Raw genomic sequence first — 17,273 nt, forward strand, 5'->3', positions numbered from 1 at the left:
TTTTTCCTGCAATCCCTAGTCAACCTGCTCGCCATCCCTGCTGCCGGTCTGTTCGAGTAATTGAAGTGGTCTTTTGTTCGTATTTGGGCACCGAAATTCATGCGGGTCTTCGCTGCCCAAGTCATCATTCCACCACATCAACAGGTTTTGCACGAAGCCCTGTTCAACAAATTTGACCTGCCCCGATTTTTTTCGCAAAAAAACAACGGCAGAGATAATGGGATGGCATTGATGCCTACAAGCATCGGTATTGTCATCCTACAAGGCGCGGATTTCTCCTTCATGACGGCGTTCGCGCAGCTCGTCCAATGCCTGCAGACAGTAGTACTGGTACCACAGGCCGGTGAACAGGAAGATCAGCACGTAGAGCCAGGCGGACAGGATCGCCAGGAAAGGAAACAGCGCCACCGCCAGCAGCGCGCCGCCCATCCAGGCAATCCCAGGCAAGGCGCCCAGCACGCCCGAGGCCATGCCGATGCCCAGCAGCGGCCAGCGGCGCGCGTGCATGATCTGCTTGCGCTCAGCCGCGCTGGCATGCGCGGCCAGCGCGTCGTAGCTCATCACGCGCGAGGCCACCCAGCCCCACAGCGCCGCCTGTACCACCACTGCCAGCGGCGGCACCGCATACAGGGGAATGGTGCACACCCACAGCAGCGCGAACACCAGCACGCTGGTAATGTTCATCCAGATGCTGCCGGCGAAGCTGCCGCCCTCCTTCTGCTCGAGCTTTGGAAACTGGTTGCGGCTGACGTATTTCTCGATCGCCGGCATGGCGAAGATGCTCATGAACAGCAACGCGGAAGCGATCATCAGCGGCAACAGCAGCAGGATCGCCACCAGCGGCACCACGACCACTTTCAGCATGCCCAGGCCAAAGGTTGACAGCCAGCTGCCGCCGCTCTGGAACCATTCGTTCTCGCGGAACACGGCGTCGAGCCAGTCGAACAGCGCCGGCCCGAAGGCCCACAGCAGGCCGCCCCAGACCAGCAGGGACAGCAGCAGCGGCACCAGCGACAGCAGCAGCATGCGCGGCGAAAAACCGGCGCGCAGGGCACGCGCCCAGGCGGTCAGGGCGCCGTTCACGCCGGGCTCCGGCACGTAGTCGGGATCGAGACAGACATGGTCGTGCGGCTCCTGATGACAAAAAATGCATTGTAGACGCGATTCCGCTGGCGGGCCGCCGATGGCGGTTTGCCGGGCCATGCACTACAATCGCCGTTCACAGATTATCGAGGGAACAACATGTCCACCACTACCACCGCTTCTGGCCTGCAATACGAAGACACCGTCGTCGGCGAAGGCGCCGAAGCGAAAGCCGGTGCCTACGTCACCGTCCACTACACCGGCTGGCTGCGCAACGACGACGGCACCCCCGGCGCCAAGTTCGATTCCAGCAAAGACCGCAACGACCCGTTCCAGTTCCCGCTGGGCGCCGGCCATGTGATCAAGGGCTGGGACGAAGGCGTGCAGGGTATGAAAGTCGGCGGCCAGCGCCGTCTGACCATCCCTGCCAGCATCGGCTACGGCGCACGCGGCGCCGGCGGCGTGATCCCGCCGAACGCGACCCTGATCTTCGACGTCGAACTGCTGAACGTCTAAGTCATTGAAGTAAAGCCTGCCCCGCGCGCCTGGCGCCGCGGGGCAGCGCCGCATTGAGCTTCCCCCCTGAGCATCCCCTCTAAAATACCCCGCGAAAACGCATCCTCTCCCGTCCCCTGCGCTAAGATGGCCGCGCGCATTGCATGAACGTCAATGCCCCATCGCACAACCAGACCACAGGAGTTTTTATGAGCTTGCAAGACCAGTTCACCCAGGCCCAGGCCGATTCGAAGAACCTGCCGGAACGCCCGGACAACATGACCTTGCTGAAGATCTACGCGCTGTTCAAGCAGGCATCGTCGGGCGACGCCACCGGCGAGCGTCCAGGTTTCACCGACATGGTCGGCCGCGCCAAGTTCGATGCATGGGATGGCCTAAAAGGCACCTCGAAAGAGGACGCCATGCAGCAGTACATCGATTTGATCGAAGAACTGAAGGGCTGATCAGCCTGCCGCTTTTGTGGGCCGGCGCGCAATGCGCCTATGCCCATGACAGTTGCACCTCGCGATCCGTAGGGTGGACTCCCGAGTCCATGCGGTGCACCTGTTGCGATTCGGCGATCTCAAACCCAAAAGGAACATTTGCGCCAGGTTTGGTATCCGCTGTTCCAGGCTGAATAAGCACTGTACCGCGTGGACTTGGGAGTCCACCCTACAATAGCGATCTTCGAACCTTATGTCCGAGTGTGGCTACCATTGCCTCACGCCGCCGCGAACACCCGGCGCATCTTGTCCGTCACCTTCGCCTCGATCGCCGGGCGAAACGCACTCATCAGCAATCCCAGCCTGATCTGCAGCGCGGCGCGTTGTTCTCCCAGGGTCAGCGCGCCCTCGACGCCACTGCGCTCGAAACGCAGCACATCGCCATCCCAGCGCCATTGCATGCCGAATTCGGCGGCCACCTTGTCGGCCACCTGTTGCGCCGCGGCGCGTGCCCGTTCCGGGCTCAGGTTATGTTCCTGGACGATCTGGATGTCGGCCATCTGATTCCTTTCTTCAACAAAATCTGCAAGACAATCCGCCATGATGCCAGTTGCATCGACGGGATGCCAGTCCGCTATGCAATTGATCCTTGTCAAAACCGCTTCCGTGGGGGGCGCGAGTATCGGCTGATGTATCTCAATCGCCGACTCAATCACCCCAGGGATCACGCCATGGAACAACAACGCGCACTGCTGCCCGACGACCCGATTCCCCTCCAACGCGACCAGCCTCCGGTCGCCTTTATCCCGACCCCGAGCGCCGCCTACCGCCAGCACCGCAAGGCGGCCCAGCTGCTCGACCAGCCCGGCGCCCCGCGCGCGGTGGAAAAGCCACCTGCATCAAGCGTGCCGCTGCCGTATGCCTTCGGTGCACGCGTGCTGATGTGGAAGCAGGACCCCTCGGTGCTCGACATGGGCACCCGCAAGGCCTTCCTGCCGGGCGTGGTGCTGGCCGGTCCGCGCGACGCCCGCATCGCCTCGGGCGACCCCGGCATCAGCCCGGTCGAGCCGAATGCCTTCGGCGACTTCGTCACCATGCCCGACACGCCGCAATTCGACGCCGTCCATACCTTTGCCGTGGTGCGCCAGACGCTGACCATGTACCAGCGTTCGCTGTCGTCGGCTGGCGCCGAGATGCCGCTGCCCTGGCAATGGAACAGCAGCATCGACACGGCGCCGCTGCAGATCTTCCCCTACGGCTTGCCGAACGTGATGAACGCCTTTTACAGCCGCACCCAGAACTGCCTGAAATTCGGCGACTTCGTGCCTTCCGGGCAAAAGGACCGGGTATTCACCTGCCGCTCCTTCGACATCGTCGCCCACGAAACCGGGCACGCCGTGCTCGATGGCTTGAAACCACACTGGCTGCTGGCCGACGCGCCGCCGCAGACGGGCGGCCTGCACGAAGCCTTTGGCGACCTGACCGCGATCTTCCTGGCGCTGTCGCAGCTCGACCAGTGCGAGGCGGTGGTGGCCCAGACCAAGGCGCGCCTGCACGACAAGACCTTCCTGGCCGACATCGCCGAACAGTTCGGCCTGGCGCTGGGCGGCACTACGGGTTTGAGGAATGCCGACAACGACCTGACCCTGTCGCAGGCCGGCACCCAGGTGCATGCGATTTCCCAGGTGTTTACGGGCGGCGTCTACGACATCCTGGCCGACATTTTTGACCTCGAACGCAATCCCGCCTTCGAGGACGATGCCGCCGTGCTGCACCGAGTCGCCGCCTGGCTGCGCGGGCTGGTGCTGCGTGCGCTGGTGGCCGCGCCCGAGATCGCCGCCACCTATGCCGACGTCGTCAACGAAATGCTGCGCCTGGCCGTGGAGGACGGCAAGCCGGCGCCCTACATCGAGGCGATCCGGCACCAGTTCACGATCCGCGAAGTCGTGGGCGCGGAGGTGGCCGAGACCACGCCCGTTCCCGCTCCCGCCCCAGTCGCGACGGCGAGTGCCACCGCACCCTGCACCTTCAAGCGCCTCAGTGCCGTCGTCTGCGACGCGCCCGGCGCCCAGCAGGACCGGCGCGCTTGCTGCGGCACCATGAACCTGGCCGAGTACTACAACATCGAACGCGTGCTCGACGCCGAAGCGCAGGCGCTGGCGCGCTGGTGCGCCGAGCGCGGGCGCAACGGCCCGGCCGGCGAGGAACTGCCGGTCGAGGCGCCGCCGTCCGGCGACCAGACCGGGGCGGCGGCGGCGATCGAGGCCGTGGCGGCAGCGTCGTGAAGATCCGCGCGAAAATGGCCGGCGGTTTCGCCGGCATCGAACGCTGCGTCGAACTCGACACGGCCTGCCGCCCCGACGGGCCGGCCCTCGAGGCGCTGGTGCGGCAAGCCGATTTCTCCGGCCCCGGCCCGAAGCACGCCGTCGGCGCCGATTTGCCGCGCTGGGAAATCACGGTCGAGGATGGCGAACGCTGTCAGTCGGTGCTGGTGATCGAGGACGGTTCTTTCGACGAGACCGGTTGGCCGGCGTTGTTGGCGCATTTGCGGGCGTTGGGTTAGACAGGCGGGCGCGGTTCCGGTTGCGTGCGCGGCCCGCGCCCCATTTGCTTATATATTTTGTGTCTAAGCCTAATTTGTCGGAAAAGGCGAATTGCCCTAAAATACAGTGCTTTGCCATGTTGGCGGCCCCACCCTGCGCTGACGGCCGCGGCACCCCACCATAGATAGGACTGTTATGACCCACGTTGTCACCGAATCGTGCATCAGCTGTCGTTATACCGACTGCGTCGATGTATGCCCGGTCGATTGTTTCCGGGAAGGCCCGAATTTCCTCGCGATTGACCCTGACGAGTGCATCGACTGCGCAGTGTGCGTGGCCGAATGCCCGGTGAACGCGATCTATGCAGAGGAAGACGTGCCGGGCGATCAGCAGCAATTCATTAAGATCAACGCCGATTTGTCGCGCAACTGGCCGTCGATCACCAAGACCAAGCCGGCCCTGCCCGAGGCGGAAGAGTGGAAAGACGTCAAGAACAAGCTGGAACAGCTGGTCCGCTAAGCCGTTCTCCCATCGCTTGCTGGCGCCGGATTTAGCGGCCGTCAGCAAGCGCGCGTCATCCATGGCACACTAGCGGCCATCGCAAGCGGGCATGCAGCAACAGCCGGCGCGCTCCATTCAAAAATCAACAGGATCATTGCGCATGACTATCAATGCCACCCACGATGCGGGCAGCATCGCCCCTAACAGTTCGTTCGCCGGCGCCATCGACGCCGATGCCGTCATCATCGGCGCAGGTCCCGTCGGCCTGTTCCAGGTCTTCGAACTCGGCCTGCTCGAGATCAAGGCCCACGTCATCGATTCGCTCGCTGCCGTCGGCGGCCAGTGCGTCGAGCTGTACCCGGACAAGCCGATCTACGACATTCCTGCCGTGCCCGTGTGCACCGGCCAGGAACTGACCGACAACCTGCTCAAGCAGATCGAGCCGTTCGAGCCGACCTTCCACCTGGGCCAGGAAGTGACCACCGTGCAGCGCCGCGAAGACGGCCGCTTCAATGTCGAAACCTCGGCCGGTACCCGCTTCATCACCAAGACCATATTCATCGCCGCCGGCGTCGGTTCGTTCCAGGCGCGCACGATCAAGGTCGACGGCATCGAGAAGTTCGAAGGCAGCCAGCTGCACTACCGCGTCAAGGACCCTTCGCTGTTCGAAGGCAAGAACCTGGTCATCTGCGGCGGCGGCGACTCCGCGCTGGACTGGGCGCTGAACTTCGTCGGCAAGGCCGAATCGGTCGTGCTGCTGCACCGCCGCGAAGACTTCCGCGCGGCCCCGGCCTCGGTGGCCAAGATGAAGGCGCTGTGCGACGAATACGAGATGCAGCTGATCACCGGCCAGGTCACCGGCTTCGACGAAACCGACGGTAAATTGACCGAAGTGAAAGTCACCGGCGCCGACGGCGTCACCCGCCGCGTCCCGCTCGACATGCTGATGGTCTTCTTCGGCCTGTCGCCGAAGCTGGGTCCGATCGCCGAGTGGGGTCTCGACATCGAGCGGCGCCAGCTGAAAGTGGTCGACACCGAAAAGTTCGAAACCAACGTGCCGGGCATCTTCGCCGTGGGCGACATCAACACCTACCCGGGCAAGAAGAAGCTGATCCTGTCGGGCTTCCACGAAGCGGCCCTGGCTGCCTTCGGCGCGGCGCCCTACATCTTCCCCGACAAGAAGATCCACATGCAGTACACGACGACCTCGCCGAAGCTGCACAAGATTCTCGGCGTCGAGACCCCGGTTTTCGACTGATGACGCATCGATAAGCACGGTCGTTCTGTTACACGGAAACCACAATGCCCCGGCTAGCCGGGGCATTTTCTTTTATGTGTGCCGCATCACCGACGGCCTATCGAAATCGGGTGTATAACCGGGTAAAGCGTGGGGCGAATATGCTTGTGACGAAATCGGATATTTCCACCAGTCAAGCAAGTTATCCTATAATTGATTGATGAATTTTCGCGCATCGGCATGGACGCCCACACGGCAACCATGACAGGCGCACGGGTCCGGACTATACGCCCGGGCAACACGCACCACACGAAGGAATTACTATGCTTTATCAACTGCATGAGATGCAACGCTCCTTCCTGACCCCGCTGATGCAATGGGCGGATGCGTCCTCGAAGCTGTTCTCCAATCCGGTGTCCCCGTTCGCCCACACCCCGTTCTCGCAGCGTATCGCCGCGGGCTACGAGCTGATGTACCGGCTCGGCAAGGATTACGAAAAGCCGGCCTTTGGCATCGACACGGTCACGATCAAGGGCGAGGCGGTCGCCATCCGCGAACACGCGTTCGTCACGAAACCGTTCTGCAAGCTGGTGCATTTCAAGAAAGACCTGTCCGACGCCGCCTTCGCCGCACTGGCGCAGCCGACCGTCCTGCTGGTCGCCCCGCTGTCGGGCCATCATTCGACGCTGCTGCGCGATACCGTGCGCGCCCTGCTGCCCGACCATGACGTCTTCATCACCGACTGGATCGACGCGCGCATGGTGCCGCTGTCCGACGGCCCGTTCCACCTGGACGATTACATCTATTACGTGCAGGATTTTATTCGCGCCCTCGGCCCGGACGTGCACGTCATTTCCGTCTGCCAGCCGACTGTGCCGGTGCTGGCCGCGATCTCGCTGATGGCCAGCGACAACGATCCGAAGCTGCCGAAAACGATGACGATGATGGGCGGCCCGATCGACCCGCGCAAGTCGCCGACCGCCGTCAACGACCTGGCCACCGAAAAGCCGTTCTCCTGGTTCGAGAACACCGTGATCTACGCGGTGCCGGGCAATTATCCGGGCTACGGACGCAAGGTGTATCCGGGCTTCCTGCAGCATGCTGGCTTCATCGCCATGAACCCGGGCCGCCACGCTCAGTCGCACCGCGAGTTCTACCAGCACCTGATGCGCGGCGACGACGAATCGGCGGAAAGCCATCGCCAGTTCTACGACGAATACAATGCCGTGCTCGACATGCCGGCCGAGTACTACCTCGACACCATCAAGACCGTGTTCCAGGAATTCCGCCTGCCCAAGGGCACCTGGGAAGTCGGCGGCAAGCTGGTGCGTCCGCAGGACATCAAGACGGTCGCCCTGCTCACCATCGAAGGCGAACTCGACGACATCTCCGGCGCCGGCCAGACCCAGGCTGCGCACGAGCTGTGCAGCAATATCCCGGACAACATGAAGCGCGACTACGTGGCGCCGAAGGCCGGCCACTACGGCATCTTTTCGGGCCGCCGCTGGCGCGAGACGATCTGTCCGAAGCTGGGCGAATTCATCCGCGAATTCAACTGACCTGTCGGTCCAAGATTCAAAAAATGCCGCAGCGAAGCGGCATTTTTTTTGCATGCGTTAGCATAAAGTCCTGACGCCAAGCAAGACGTTGTCTTTACACAACGATTAGTGTCCCGGCACCACCTCAAAATTACATATTTTTGCGTCCACGGAAATCGTATAGCGCCCGTACCTACGCTCGCTATTGAAAATGGTGCCGCACCGGGTCGGGTGTTCTGAAAACAAAACTATCCAAAAAGCACAAATTTCCCTTCGTCATTTTTAAAAACCTGTACATACTTTTCTTCGGCGCCTTGCATAGACGACCGGGTCGAGACCACCCGGAGCGCCGGAAGCTCTTCAACACAATATTGATAACGAAGGTAGAGAATGATGTTCAGAGAAAAGATGGGTGTACGTTCGGTCCGCCTCGCGCTGGGACTGCTGTCGGGCCTGGTTGCGGCGCAAGCCTTTGCGCAGGAACAGCCGATGCAGCGCGTCGAAGTCACCGGTTCGGCGATCAAGCGCATCAACGTGGAAGGCGCGCTGCCGATCCAGACCCTGTCGCAGGAAACCATCGCCAAGACCGGCGCGACCAACGTGGCCGAGCTGATCCAGACCCTGCCGGCAATGCAAGGCTTTACCATTTCGGCCATCGCCGCCGGCTCGAACTCGGGCGGCCGCGTCAGCGCCTCGATCCACGACATCGGCGAGAGCTACACTCTGGTGCTGCTGAACGGCCGCCGCCTGGCGCCGCAAGGTTCGGGCAGCTCGGTCAACCTGCAAGCGATCCCGCTGAGCGCGGTCGAACGCGTCGAGATCCTGACCGACGGCGCCTCGGCCCTGTACGGTTCGGATGCCATCGCCGGCGTCATCAACTTCGTCCTCAAGCGTAACCAGCAGGGCGCCGAGATCGAGGCCAACTACAGCACCCCGACCAGCAACCGCGCGGGCGATTCGAAATACGTGGCCGCCACCTACGGTTTCGGCGACCTCGATACCCAGGGCTTCAACGTCCTGCTGAGCTATCGCCACGACGACCAGAGCCAGGTGCGCGCGACCGACCGCGACTTCGCCAAGACCGCCTACCTGCCGTTCGAATATGGCGGCAAGAACTACATCTACGACCGCACCAGCGCCGCCACCATCCCGGCCAACGTGACCGTCACGTTCAATAACCCAGCCGTGGCCGCCGCCGCCTTCTCGCCTTACCTGCGCCAGAACGGCAATTGCCCGGAACTGAACTTCCCGAGCCTGACGAATACCGCCGCGATCCAGAACTGCTCGTTCGACTTCGTCACCCAGGTCGAGATCGTTCCTGAAAACAAGCGCGACAGCCTGTTCCTGAAGGGCACGCTGAAACTCAGCGATACCGTCAGCGTGTTCTCGGACATCGCCTACTCGCGCTTCGACCTGACCGCGCGCATCGCCTCGAACACCGCGCCGTTCACGATCTTGCCGACCTCGGCCGAGTTCGCCCAGTACGTCAATCCGTACCTGACGCCTGCCCAGCGCGCCGCCGGTATCCGCAGCGTGGCCGGCAACTACCGCACCTACGACTGGGGCACCCGCGACAGCCAGACCATCACCGAGTCGAAGCACGCCGTCGTCGGCGCCGACATCGAAGTGGCGAACTGGAATGTGAACACCGCCCTGACCTGGTCGCAGAACGCCATCGACGAGCGCTATGTCGGCGGCTACGCGAAGAACACCGAGTTCCGCGCCATGCTGGCCAACCGCTCGTTCGACCCGTTCGCACCGATCGGCGCCCAGAGCGCAGCCACCCAGCAACTGATCGAGAATTCGATCTTCCACGGCTCGATCCGCGAAGCCTCGACCACCCTGAAGGCGGCCGACCTGCGCGCCTCGCGCGAACTGTTCGCCATGGCAGGTGGCGCCGCCGCCGTCGCCGTCGGTGCCGACTACCGCGAGTACGCCTACGATCAGCAGGCGAATGCAACCGCGGCCGACATCTACAACTTCAATACCTCGCCCGCCTACGACATGAAGCGCGACAACGTCGGCGCCTTTACCGAGCTGCGTTTGCCGCTGGCAAAGCAGATCGAGCTGAATGCTGCCCTGCGCTACGACAAGATCTCGGCGATCGACGACTCGATCCAGAAGCGCAAGTTCGGCAAGGACCAGTCGAAGTCGACTTACAAGATCTCGGCACGCTACCAGCCAACCCAGCAGCTGCTGTTCCGCGGTTCCTACGGTACCGGTTTCAAGGCGCCGAGCATGCTCGACATCGCCCAGCCACTGGTCAACGCAGGCTTCACGGCAGGCAACTTCGAATGCCCGATCGCCGATGCCACCCTGTGCCGCCCTGGCCGCACGCAGTACAACGTGGTTTCGAGCGGCAACGAAAACCTGAAGCCGGAAACCTCGAAGCAGTTCACCATCGGCGCCCGCTACGAGCCGAACAACCGCCTGTCGCTGGGCCTGGACCTGTGGGACGTGAAGATGCGCGATGCGGTCTCGGCAGTCAGCGAGCAGCAGGCCTTCGCCAACCCGGTCCTGTTCCGCGACCTGTTCACGACCTATACCGAACCGTCTACCGGCAACACCTACTGGGCCTTCCGCAGCTCGTCGACGAACATCGGCCGCACTCACAACCGCGGCATCGACTGGGACGTCACGGGTCGCTACCGCTTCGGCTTCGGCAACCTGACCGCGACCCTGAACGGTACGCATACGCTGAAATCGGACTACACCCGTCCGGGTACCAGCGATGACTGGACCAACAGCATGAACTACTTCGGCATCAACAATGCCGTGACGTTCAAGAACATCGCGCGCCTGATCACGACGCTCGATACCGGCAGCCTGTCGAACAGCATCATCGTGAACTACCGTAACGGCTATACCGACGCCGCCGCGGACGTGCGCGACGTTGCCGCCAACGCGACCGTGCGTAACTTCCGCCTGGAAGTGCCATCGTTCACGACCTTCGACTGGCAGGCACGTTTCAGGTTCAACGAAGCCCTCACCCTGCGTGCCGGCATCAAGAACCTGTTCGATCGCGAGCCGCCGCTGTCGCTGCGTAACTCGTCGGGCCACCAGGTCGGCTTCGATCCGCGTTATGCGGATCCGCTGGGCCGCCAGGCTTACCTGACGGGCAACTACAAGTTCTGATGGTGCCTGCCTAGAATAGACAATGCCGTCCCGCGCAAGCCGGACGGCATTGTTTTTTGTAGCGTTCAACTCAGCGCACGCGCCTGCGGCCGCGCCTATACCGCGCGCTTAGACTGCTCGCTTAGACTGCTCGCTTAGACCGCTTCCTCGCGCCGGTCTTCGCCACGGCCGAAGTCGGGATCGGCTTCCTCGTCATGGCTGTCGCGGCGGTCGCCATGGCGGCGCTCGTCGAGACGTTCTTCGCCTGGTACCCCTTCCGGGCCCGTGCTGCGGCCCGGTGTGTGCGACACGATGCCGGTCGGATCGGGTTCAAGCAAGGGGGCAATAATCCATTCGTTCATTCTGTTCTCCTGTTGGCGGTGAGCCGCGTACCGCGGCCCGTGACCCATTAAGCCATCGCCGCCGGATCACTTCTGTTCGATATGCCACTTAACGAAAGATCAATGCCCGCTTGTTTGCGCGCGTTCAGTGACGGACTCAGTTTCCAACTCAGTTACCTACTCAGTTACCCAGGAACACGCTGGCAATCACGCCGGTGGCGATCGCCGCCAGCACGTAGTCGTTGCCGACCTGCACCCAGTGGTGGCCGCGCGGCGGTGCACTGAGGCGGTGCGAACGCCAGTTGTCGACGACGTACTGGCGGTTGTGGTAATTCGACGGCAGGCGCTGGCCGCGGTAGAGGTCGTGGCGCGGACCGGCGCCGCGGTTGCGCGCCCGGTCGTCACGGCGGTCGTCACGCATGTCGCGGCGCGCGTCGCGGCGATCGTCGCGATAGTCACGACGGTCTTCGCGGCGGTCATCGCGGCGGTCATCGCGATAGTCGCGTCTATCTTCGCGACGTTCCTGGGCGCGGTCCTGGTGGTAACCGCGGTCCTGGGCAATTGCCGGCAGGCTAGCGGCGAGCATGACGGCGATCATCGCCCGTGCAATATTCTTCTTCATGGGTTCCTCCCTCGGTGGGGCCGGCCGCGAGCCGGCAAGGCTTCCAGTAAGCCATGCGGCCGCGGCCGTTTCTGTACGTTCCCCCACGCAAGCGGCGCACCGGCGATGCATTTCGCGCAAGCCGGTCATTTATTGGATAATGATGCCTTTGATCCCCGCCTTGCCCTACCCTGCCGTGACCAAGACCCTTGCCGACCTGATCGAAGACCAGCTGCCGCAGACGCAATGCACCAAGTGCGGCTATCCGGCATGCCGGCCCTATGCCGAAGCCATCGCCAGCGGCGAGGCCGACATCAACCAGTGCCCGCCGGGTGGGCTGGAAGGCGTGCGCCGCCTGTCCGCCGTAACCGGGCGCCCCGTGATCCCGATCAATCCGGCCAACGGCCTCGAGCGCCCGCGCCCCGTCGCCTTTATCGACGAGGCGCTGTGCATCGGTTGCACCCTATGCATCCAGGCCTGCCCGGTCGACGCGATCCTGGGCGCGGCCAAGCAGATGCACACGATCCTGCCCAGCCTGTGCACCGGCTGCGACCTGTGCGTGGCGCCCTGCCCGGTCGATTGCATCAGCATGGTGCCCGTGACCGGTGAGGCCACCGGCTGGGCTGCCTGGTCGCAGGGGGCGGCCGATGCCGCCCGTGCACGGCACGACTTCCGCATGGAGCGCCTCAAGCGCGAGCGCGAAGAAAACGATGCACGCCTGGCCGCCAAGGCGGTCGAGAAGATGCGCGAAGTCACGGCCGAAGCGACCAACACGCCGGAAGAACTGGCGGAGAAGGAACGCAAGCGCGCCATCATCGCCGCCGCCATGGAACGGGCGCGCCTGCGCGCCGCCAATGTCGCCGACCCGTCGTCCAAAGATAAGCCTGTCTAATGAATCCGGCCAAACGTTTAGAAATATTTACGCGCTTTCGCGCCGCCAATCCGCATCCGACCACCGAGCTGGAATTCACGACGCCGTTCGAACTCCTGATCGCGGTGCTGCTGTCGGCGCAATCGACCGACGTCGGCGTCAACAAGGCCACGCGCCGCCTGTACCCGGTTGCCAACACGCCGCAGAAAATCCTCGGCCTCGGCGTCGACGAACTCAAGACCTATATCTCGACCATCGGCCTGTACAACAACAAGGCGAAGAACGTCATCGCCACTTGCCAGATCCTGGTGGAGCAGCACGCCGGGGAGGTGCCGCGCGCGCGCGAGGCCTTGGAGGCCCTGCCCGGCGTCGGGCGCAAGACGGCGAACGTGGTCCTGAACACCGCCTTTGGCGAACCGACGATGGCGGTCGACACCCACATCTTCCGCGTCGCGAACCGCACCAACATCGCGCCGGGCAAGAATGTCGACCAGGTCGAAATGAAGCTGCTGAAGTTCGTGCCCAAGGATTTTTTGCACGACGCGCACCACTGGCTGATCCTGCACGGCCGCTACACCTGCGTGGCGCGCCGGCCCAAGTGCTGGAACTGCATCATCAACGACCTGTGCGAGTTCCGCGACAAGACGCCGGCGCCGGATGGGCTGATTGCGCCGGCGCCGGTGGCGCCGGTGGTGCTGGCGGACGCTTGATTCGGCTGTAAAAAAGCCCGCGCGGTGGATGCCGGTGCGGGCTGCTTGGGCCTCATCTTTACGTGGAAAAGGATGCGCAGACCCGTAAGGTGGGCGGCTGCACCTCTTCAGTTTGTGGACCAGTAGTGCTGGCGCCGCCCACGCGTCCAGCCAGCGGATGATCGGTCGCGAAGTTTCAACGTGTGGCTGAACGCGTGGACGGCGCAAACGCTGCCGGTCCGCAAATCGAAGAGGTATAGACGTCCACCCTACCGGCTCACGACGCTTGCCAGCCCCCGCCGCTGCGCGCAGGCCCACCGCGCATCCCCATAATCGCCGGCAAGGCGCCCAGCGCCGCACGCTTGCGCGCAGCCGGGTCGTCGATACCGCGATCCAGATCCGCGTCGCCATCGAGCTTGAACACGCTGACCACCCCGTTCAGGCTGACCGTCTGTTCCCGCAATGCCTGGGCTGCCGCCGCCGCTTCCTCGACCAGCGCCGCGTTCTGCTGGGTGACGGTGTCCATCTCGGTCACGGCGAGGTTGATCTGCTCGATGCCAGCGCCCTGCTCGCTGCTGGCGGCGCTGATCTCGGCCATGATGTCCATCACGCGCTTCACGCTGGCGACGATATCGGTCATGGTGGCGCCGGCCTCGTTCACCAGCAGGCTGCCGGCTTCGACCCGGGCAACCGAGCCGCCGATCAGGGTCTTGATTTCCTTGGCCGCCGTGGCCGAGCGCTGCGCCAGGGTGCGCACTTCCGCCGCCACCACCGCAAAGCCGCGGCCCTGCTCGCCGGCGCGCGCCGCTTCCACCGCGGCGTTCAGGGCCAGGATATTGGTCTGGAAGGCAATGCCGTCGATGACGCCGATGATGTCGACGATCTGCTTCGACGATGCGCTGATCGCCGCCATCGTGCCCACCGCGCGCTCGACGATGGCGCCGCCCTTGAGCGCCACGTCGCAGGCGCTGATCGCCAGCACGTTGGCCTGGCGCGCATTGTCGGCGTTCTGCTTCACGGTCGAGGTCAGCTCTTCCATCGACGACGCGGTTTCTTCCAGCGCGCCGGCCTGCTGCTCGGTGCGTGCCGACAGGTCGAGGTTGCCCTGGGCGATTTCGCTCGAGGCCACCGAAATCGTCTCGGCGCCGCTGCGCACCCTGGTGACGATCCGCTGCAGGCTGCTGTTCATGTCGCGCAGCGCCGCCAGCAGCTGGCCGGTTTCGTCGTTCGAGGTGACCTCGATCCGTTCGCGCAGGTCGCCGGCGGCGACCGTCTTCGCCACTTCGACGGCGCGCCCCAGCGGACGCACGATCGAGCGCGAGACGACGATCCCGGCCACGATCGCCGCGGCCGAGCCGAGCACCATGGCCAGGAGGCTCAGGAGCGTGGCGCGACGGCTGCCTGCAGTGGCTTCGGCGACGCTGTGCGCGGTTTCCCCGACGATGACGTCGCGCGCCTGCACCAGCAATTCGGTCGGGGCGCGGTCCTTGCCCTTGACGGCCGCGTCGCCGGCGGCGGCATCGAACCCGGCCGCTTCGAACTGCGCATAGCCGTTGCGGAATTCCTGGCCCATTTGCCGGTGGGCGCGGCCGAACTGTGCGAGCAGGTCGTGTTCCTGGCCGGCCGGGACCGTGTCCAGCAGGCTGGCGACCTGCGCCGCCACCTTGCGCTCGCCGTCCTGGAAGGCTTGCCAGTACTTGGCGCGCTCCGCCTCGTCCTTGCCGCGCAGGAGGGTGTTCTTCCATTCCTGGACCTGGGTCTTGAAGGTAGACTGCAGCGCCTCGACCTGCTGCGCCCGGCTGTAGCTGGAGACCGCACCACCGTAAGTGGAGATCGAACTGTTCAGTTCATACAAGCCGAAAAAGCCGGCACCGGCCACCACGAGGGCGACGGCGGCAAAGCAGAGGGGAAGTTTACGGCTCAGTTTCATGATGGCGTCTGGTATGGGTGCGCGGGCACGCAGGATGCATGGCGGCGCGGTGCGGCCAGTCTACCGTTGCATGTATCCGTGCGGCAACTAAAAGCCTGAGGCGGAACGGTTGCGGTGAGCGAGGTGTGCGCCTGCCACAACACAGTTGTCGGAAGGGTATGGGGTTTTGGCTGTCGGGACGAGCGAAGGCCCGAATGCGAGAGGGGTGGCGCTGTTGCGTGTGACGTTATTGGTGGGTTTGATCCGCATGGGCTCGAGAGCCCATCCTACGGGATACGTTGCGTATTCGTGGTTTAGCGGTGACCGTAGGATGGGCACTTGTGCCCATGCGGATATAGAAGACCGTTACCAGAACAGGCAACAGCCCCACTACCCCATGATCATCGTGGTGACACCCGTCGCAAACGACGCCGCCTGAATCCGCCCGTCGACGACTTCGTAAATGCACAGCATCTCCACCGTCCCGCGCCCTTCGGGAAAATTGCGCGTCACGATTTCGAGATCGGTCACGACATTGCCCAGCACGGTGCGGCCGAGCAGCCGCGCGTGCAGATCGGGCTCGGCGAAGCGCGCCAGGTAACGCGGCCGGATGGCGTCATGTCCTTCGGCCAGCAGCGCGCCGTGCAGCACGAACTGGCGCGCACCAGGCGCGTAGGTGCGCATCAGCGCGTCGATGTCCTTGGCGTTGTAGGCGTCGAGCTGGGCTTGCACCACGGCGGCGGGGTCGAAAGTCATGGTAATCAGAGCAGAACGAGATTGTCGCGATGGACCAGTTCCGGCCCTTCGATATAGCCGAGGATGGCTTCGATGTCGTGCGAGGAGCGGCGCATGATGCGGCGCACTTCGCTGCTGGTATAGCTGGTCAGGCCGCGCGCGACCGGCAAGCCGGCTTCGCTGACGCAGGTGATCACCTGCCCGCGCCCGAATTCGCCCTTGACCGCGATCACGCCGATCGGCAGCAGCGACTTGCCCTCTTGCGTCAGCTTCTGGACGGCGCCGGCGTCGAGCACGACTTCGCCCGCCGTGTGCAGGTGGTCGACCATCCACTGGCGCCGTGCGGTCAGGCGCGTGGTCGGGGCGTGCAATTCGGTGCCGATCGCCTCGCCGGCGGCCAGGCGCGTGAGCACCTCCGGCTCGCGGCCCCAGGCAATCACCGTGTGGGCGCCCGAGCGCGCGGCGCGGCGGGCGGCCAGCACCTTGGTCAGCATGCCGCCACTGCCGATGTTGCTGCCGGCGCCGCCCGCCATCGCTTCCAGGCTGGCGTCGCCGGCCTGGGCGCGTTCGATCAGGCGTGCCCCCGGGTCCTTGCGCGGGTCGGCCGAATACAGGCCGCGCTGGTCGGTGAGGATCACCAGCGCGTCCGCTTCGATCAGGTTGGCGACCAGGGCGCCGAGGGTGTCGTTGTCGCCGAACTTGATCTCGTCGGTGACGACGGTATCGTTCTCGTTGATGATCGGGACCACGCCCAGGCGCAACAGCGTCGTCAGCGTGGCGCGCGCATTCAGATAGCGTTCGCGGTCGGCCAGGTCGGCGTGGGTCAAGAGAACTTGGGCGGTCTTGACGCCATATGCTTTGAAGCTCGACTCATAGATTTGCGCCAGTCCCATCTGGCCGACGGCGGCGCAGGCCTGCAGTTCGTGGATGTCGTGCGGGCGGCTGGTAAAACCGAGGCGCAGCATGCCTTCGGCGATGGCGCCGGAGCTGACCAGCACGACCTCCTTGCCGAGGGCGCGCAATGCGGAGATCTGGAAGGCCCAGCGCGCAATCGCCGCGTGGTCGAGGCCGCGGCCTTCGTTGGTGACGAGCGAAGAGCCGACCTTGACGATGATGCGGCCGGCTGGGGCGATGACGGACTGGTGTGCGGAAGTTGAAGCGGAGTTCATGGCG

General features: G+C 64.0%; 17 protein-coding genes. 10 read left to right on the forward strand and 7 right to left on the reverse strand.

What is annotated here, in order from left to right:
• Nucleotides 1–258: 258 nt before the first annotated feature.
• Nucleotides 259–1,083 carry an EI24 domain-containing protein gene (locus tag IFT60_RS03605; protein WP_192049582.1) on the reverse strand — a complete coding sequence of 275 codons (825 nt, stop codon included), beginning with the start codon at nt 1,081–1,083 and terminating at the stop codon, nt 259–261.
• A gap of 159 nt (nt 1,084–1,242) precedes the next feature.
• Between IFT60_RS03605 and IFT60_RS03610 the strand changes: the two genes are divergently transcribed.
• Nucleotides 1,243–1,599, forward strand: a complete 357-nt coding sequence (locus IFT60_RS03610; protein ID WP_192049584.1) for an FKBP-type peptidyl-prolyl cis-trans isomerase — start codon at nt 1,243–1,245, stop codon at nt 1,597–1,599.
• 188 nt (nt 1,600–1,787) lie between these two features.
• A complete protein-coding gene (locus IFT60_RS03615) occupies nt 1,788–2,042 on the forward strand; it encodes an acyl-CoA-binding protein (RefSeq protein ID WP_192049586.1) in 255 nt (84 codons plus the stop codon).
• A 257-nt stretch (nt 2,043–2,299) separates the two neighbouring features.
• Here the strand turns inward: IFT60_RS03615 and IFT60_RS03620 are convergent, their stop codons facing one another.
• Nucleotides 2,300–2,581, reverse strand: coding sequence for a polyhydroxyalkanoic acid system family protein (locus IFT60_RS03620; protein ID WP_192049588.1), 282 nt, complete (start codon nt 2,579–2,581; stop codon nt 2,300–2,302).
• A 171-nt stretch (nt 2,582–2,752) separates the two neighbouring features.
• Between IFT60_RS03620 and IFT60_RS03625 the strand changes: the two genes are divergently transcribed.
• The 6 genes from IFT60_RS03625 (at nt 2,753) to IFT60_RS03650 (ending at nt 10,975) form a co-directional block, all read left to right on the forward strand.
• Nucleotides 2,753–4,306: a gluzincin family metallopeptidase gene (locus tag IFT60_RS03625; RefSeq protein WP_192049591.1), complete on the forward strand. Its 1,554-nt coding sequence runs from the start codon at nt 2,753–2,755 to the stop codon at nt 4,304–4,306.
• Nucleotides 4,303–4,584 (forward strand): protealysin inhibitor emfourin, encoded by a 282-nt coding sequence (locus tag IFT60_RS03630; protein ID WP_192049593.1) that lies wholly within the window; start codon nt 4,303–4,305, stop codon nt 4,582–4,584. The genes IFT60_RS03625 and IFT60_RS03630 overlap by 4 nt, the downstream gene beginning before the upstream one ends.
• Before the next feature lie 175 nt (nt 4,585–4,759).
• Nucleotides 4,760–5,083, forward strand: coding sequence for a ferredoxin FdxA (fdxA, locus tag IFT60_RS03635; protein ID WP_192049595.1), 324 nt, complete (start codon nt 4,760–4,762; stop codon nt 5,081–5,083).
• A 142-nt stretch (nt 5,084–5,225) separates the two neighbouring features.
• Nucleotides 5,226–6,323: an NAD(P)/FAD-dependent oxidoreductase gene (locus IFT60_RS03640; RefSeq protein WP_197986204.1), complete on the forward strand. Its 1,098-nt coding sequence runs from the start codon at nt 5,226–5,228 to the stop codon at nt 6,321–6,323.
• A gap of 302 nt (nt 6,324–6,625) precedes the next feature.
• The gene (locus IFT60_RS03645; RefSeq protein WP_192049597.1) at nt 6,626–7,861 is read left to right on the forward strand and encodes a polyhydroxyalkanoate depolymerase; all 1,236 of its coding nucleotides are present in this window, start codon (nt 6,626–6,628) and stop codon (nt 7,859–7,861) included.
• Between the two features lie 369 nt (nt 7,862–8,230).
• Nucleotides 8,231–10,975, forward strand: a complete 2,745-nt coding sequence (locus tag IFT60_RS03650) for a TonB-dependent receptor (RefSeq protein ID WP_192049599.1) — start codon at nt 8,231–8,233, stop codon at nt 10,973–10,975.
• 134 nt (nt 10,976–11,109) lie between these two features.
• Here the strand turns inward: IFT60_RS03650 and IFT60_RS03655 are convergent, their stop codons facing one another.
• Complete coding sequence (locus IFT60_RS03655) at nt 11,110–11,316, reverse strand: hypothetical protein (RefSeq protein WP_192049601.1); 207 nt, start codon at nt 11,314–11,316, stop codon at nt 11,110–11,112.
• Between the two features lie 160 nt (nt 11,317–11,476).
• Nucleotides 11,477–11,917 (reverse strand): RcnB family protein, encoded by a 441-nt coding sequence (locus IFT60_RS03660; RefSeq protein ID WP_192049603.1) that lies wholly within the window; start codon nt 11,915–11,917, stop codon nt 11,477–11,479.
• Nucleotides 11,918–12,059: 142 nt separating this feature from the next.
• Here IFT60_RS03660 and rsxB point away from each other — a divergent pair, with 142 nt between their 5' ends.
• Together rsxB and nth are read left to right on the forward strand one after the other, a co-directional pair.
• On the forward strand, nt 12,060–12,788 hold the full coding sequence (rsxB, locus tag IFT60_RS03665) for an electron transport complex subunit RsxB (protein WP_192049605.1): 729 nt from the start codon (nt 12,060–12,062) through the stop codon (nt 12,786–12,788).
• Entirely contained in the window at nt 12,788–13,477 is a 690-nt protein-coding gene (nth, locus tag IFT60_RS03670; RefSeq protein WP_192049607.1) for an endonuclease III, read from the forward strand. Before rsxB ends, nth begins: the two co-directional genes overlap by 1 nt.
• Before the next feature lie 256 nt (nt 13,478–13,733).
• Here the strand turns inward: nth and IFT60_RS03675 are convergent, their stop codons facing one another.
• From IFT60_RS03675 to proB, 3 genes are all read right to left on the reverse strand, one after another.
• Nucleotides 13,734–15,386, reverse strand: a complete 1,653-nt coding sequence (locus IFT60_RS03675) for a methyl-accepting chemotaxis protein (RefSeq protein WP_192049609.1) — start codon at nt 15,384–15,386, stop codon at nt 13,734–13,736.
• 369 nt (nt 15,387–15,755) lie between these two features.
• Nucleotides 15,756–16,121 carry a nuclear transport factor 2 family protein gene (locus IFT60_RS03680; RefSeq protein ID WP_192049611.1) on the reverse strand — a complete coding sequence of 122 codons (366 nt, stop codon included), beginning with the start codon at nt 16,119–16,121 and terminating at the stop codon, nt 15,756–15,758.
• A 5-nt stretch (nt 16,122–16,126) separates the two neighbouring features.
• Nucleotides 16,127–17,269, reverse strand: a complete 1,143-nt coding sequence (proB, locus tag IFT60_RS03685; RefSeq protein ID WP_192049613.1) for a glutamate 5-kinase — start codon at nt 17,267–17,269, stop codon at nt 16,127–16,129.
• Nucleotides 17,270–17,273 lie beyond the last annotated feature (4 nt).

This window comes from Massilia sp. CFBP 13721 (assembly GCF_014842025.1).
Lineage (GTDB): Bacteria > Pseudomonadota > Gammaproteobacteria > Burkholderiales > Burkholderiaceae_D > Telluria.

Coding starts and splice junctions, on each gene's coding strand:
- IFT60_RS03610 (WP_192049584.1), top strand. CDS start 1,243: ATGTCCACCACTACCACCGCTTCTGGCCTGCAATACGAAGACACCGTC.
- IFT60_RS03615 (WP_192049586.1), top strand. CDS start 1,788: ATGAGCTTGCAAGACCAGTTCACCCAGGCCCAGGCCGATTCGAAGAAC.
- IFT60_RS03620 (WP_192049588.1), bottom strand. CDS start 2,581: ATGGCCGACATCCAGATCGTCCAGGAACATAACCTGAGCCCGGAACGG.
- IFT60_RS03625 (WP_192049591.1), top strand. CDS start 2,753: ATGGAACAACAACGCGCACTGCTGCCCGACGACCCGATTCCCCTCCAA.
- fdxA (WP_192049595.1), top strand. CDS start 4,760: ATGACCCACGTTGTCACCGAATCGTGCATCAGCTGTCGTTATACCGAC.
- IFT60_RS03640 (WP_197986204.1), top strand. CDS start 5,226: ATGACTATCAATGCCACCCACGATGCGGGCAGCATCGCCCCTAACAGT.
- IFT60_RS03645 (WP_192049597.1), top strand. CDS start 6,626: ATGCTTTATCAACTGCATGAGATGCAACGCTCCTTCCTGACCCCGCTG.
- IFT60_RS03650 (WP_192049599.1), top strand. CDS start 8,231: ATGATGTTCAGAGAAAAGATGGGTGTACGTTCGGTCCGCCTCGCGCTG.
- IFT60_RS03655 (WP_192049601.1), bottom strand. CDS start 11,316: ATGAACGAATGGATTATTGCCCCCTTGCTTGAACCCGATCCGACCGGC.
- IFT60_RS03660 (WP_192049603.1), bottom strand. CDS start 11,917: ATGAAGAAGAATATTGCACGGGCGATGATCGCCGTCATGCTCGCCGCT.
- rsxB (WP_192049605.1), top strand. CDS start 12,060: ATGCCTTTGATCCCCGCCTTGCCCTACCCTGCCGTGACCAAGACCCTT.
- nth (WP_192049607.1), top strand. CDS start 12,788: ATGAATCCGGCCAAACGTTTAGAAATATTTACGCGCTTTCGCGCCGCC.
- IFT60_RS03675 (WP_192049609.1), bottom strand. CDS start 15,386: ATGAAACTGAGCCGTAAACTTCCCCTCTGCTTTGCCGCCGTCGCCCTC.
- IFT60_RS03680 (WP_192049611.1), bottom strand. CDS start 16,121: ATGACTTTCGACCCCGCCGCCGTGGTGCAAGCCCAGCTCGACGCCTAC.
- proB (WP_192049613.1), bottom strand. CDS start 17,269: ATGAACTCCGCTTCAACTTCCGCACACCAGTCCGTCATCGCCCCAGCC.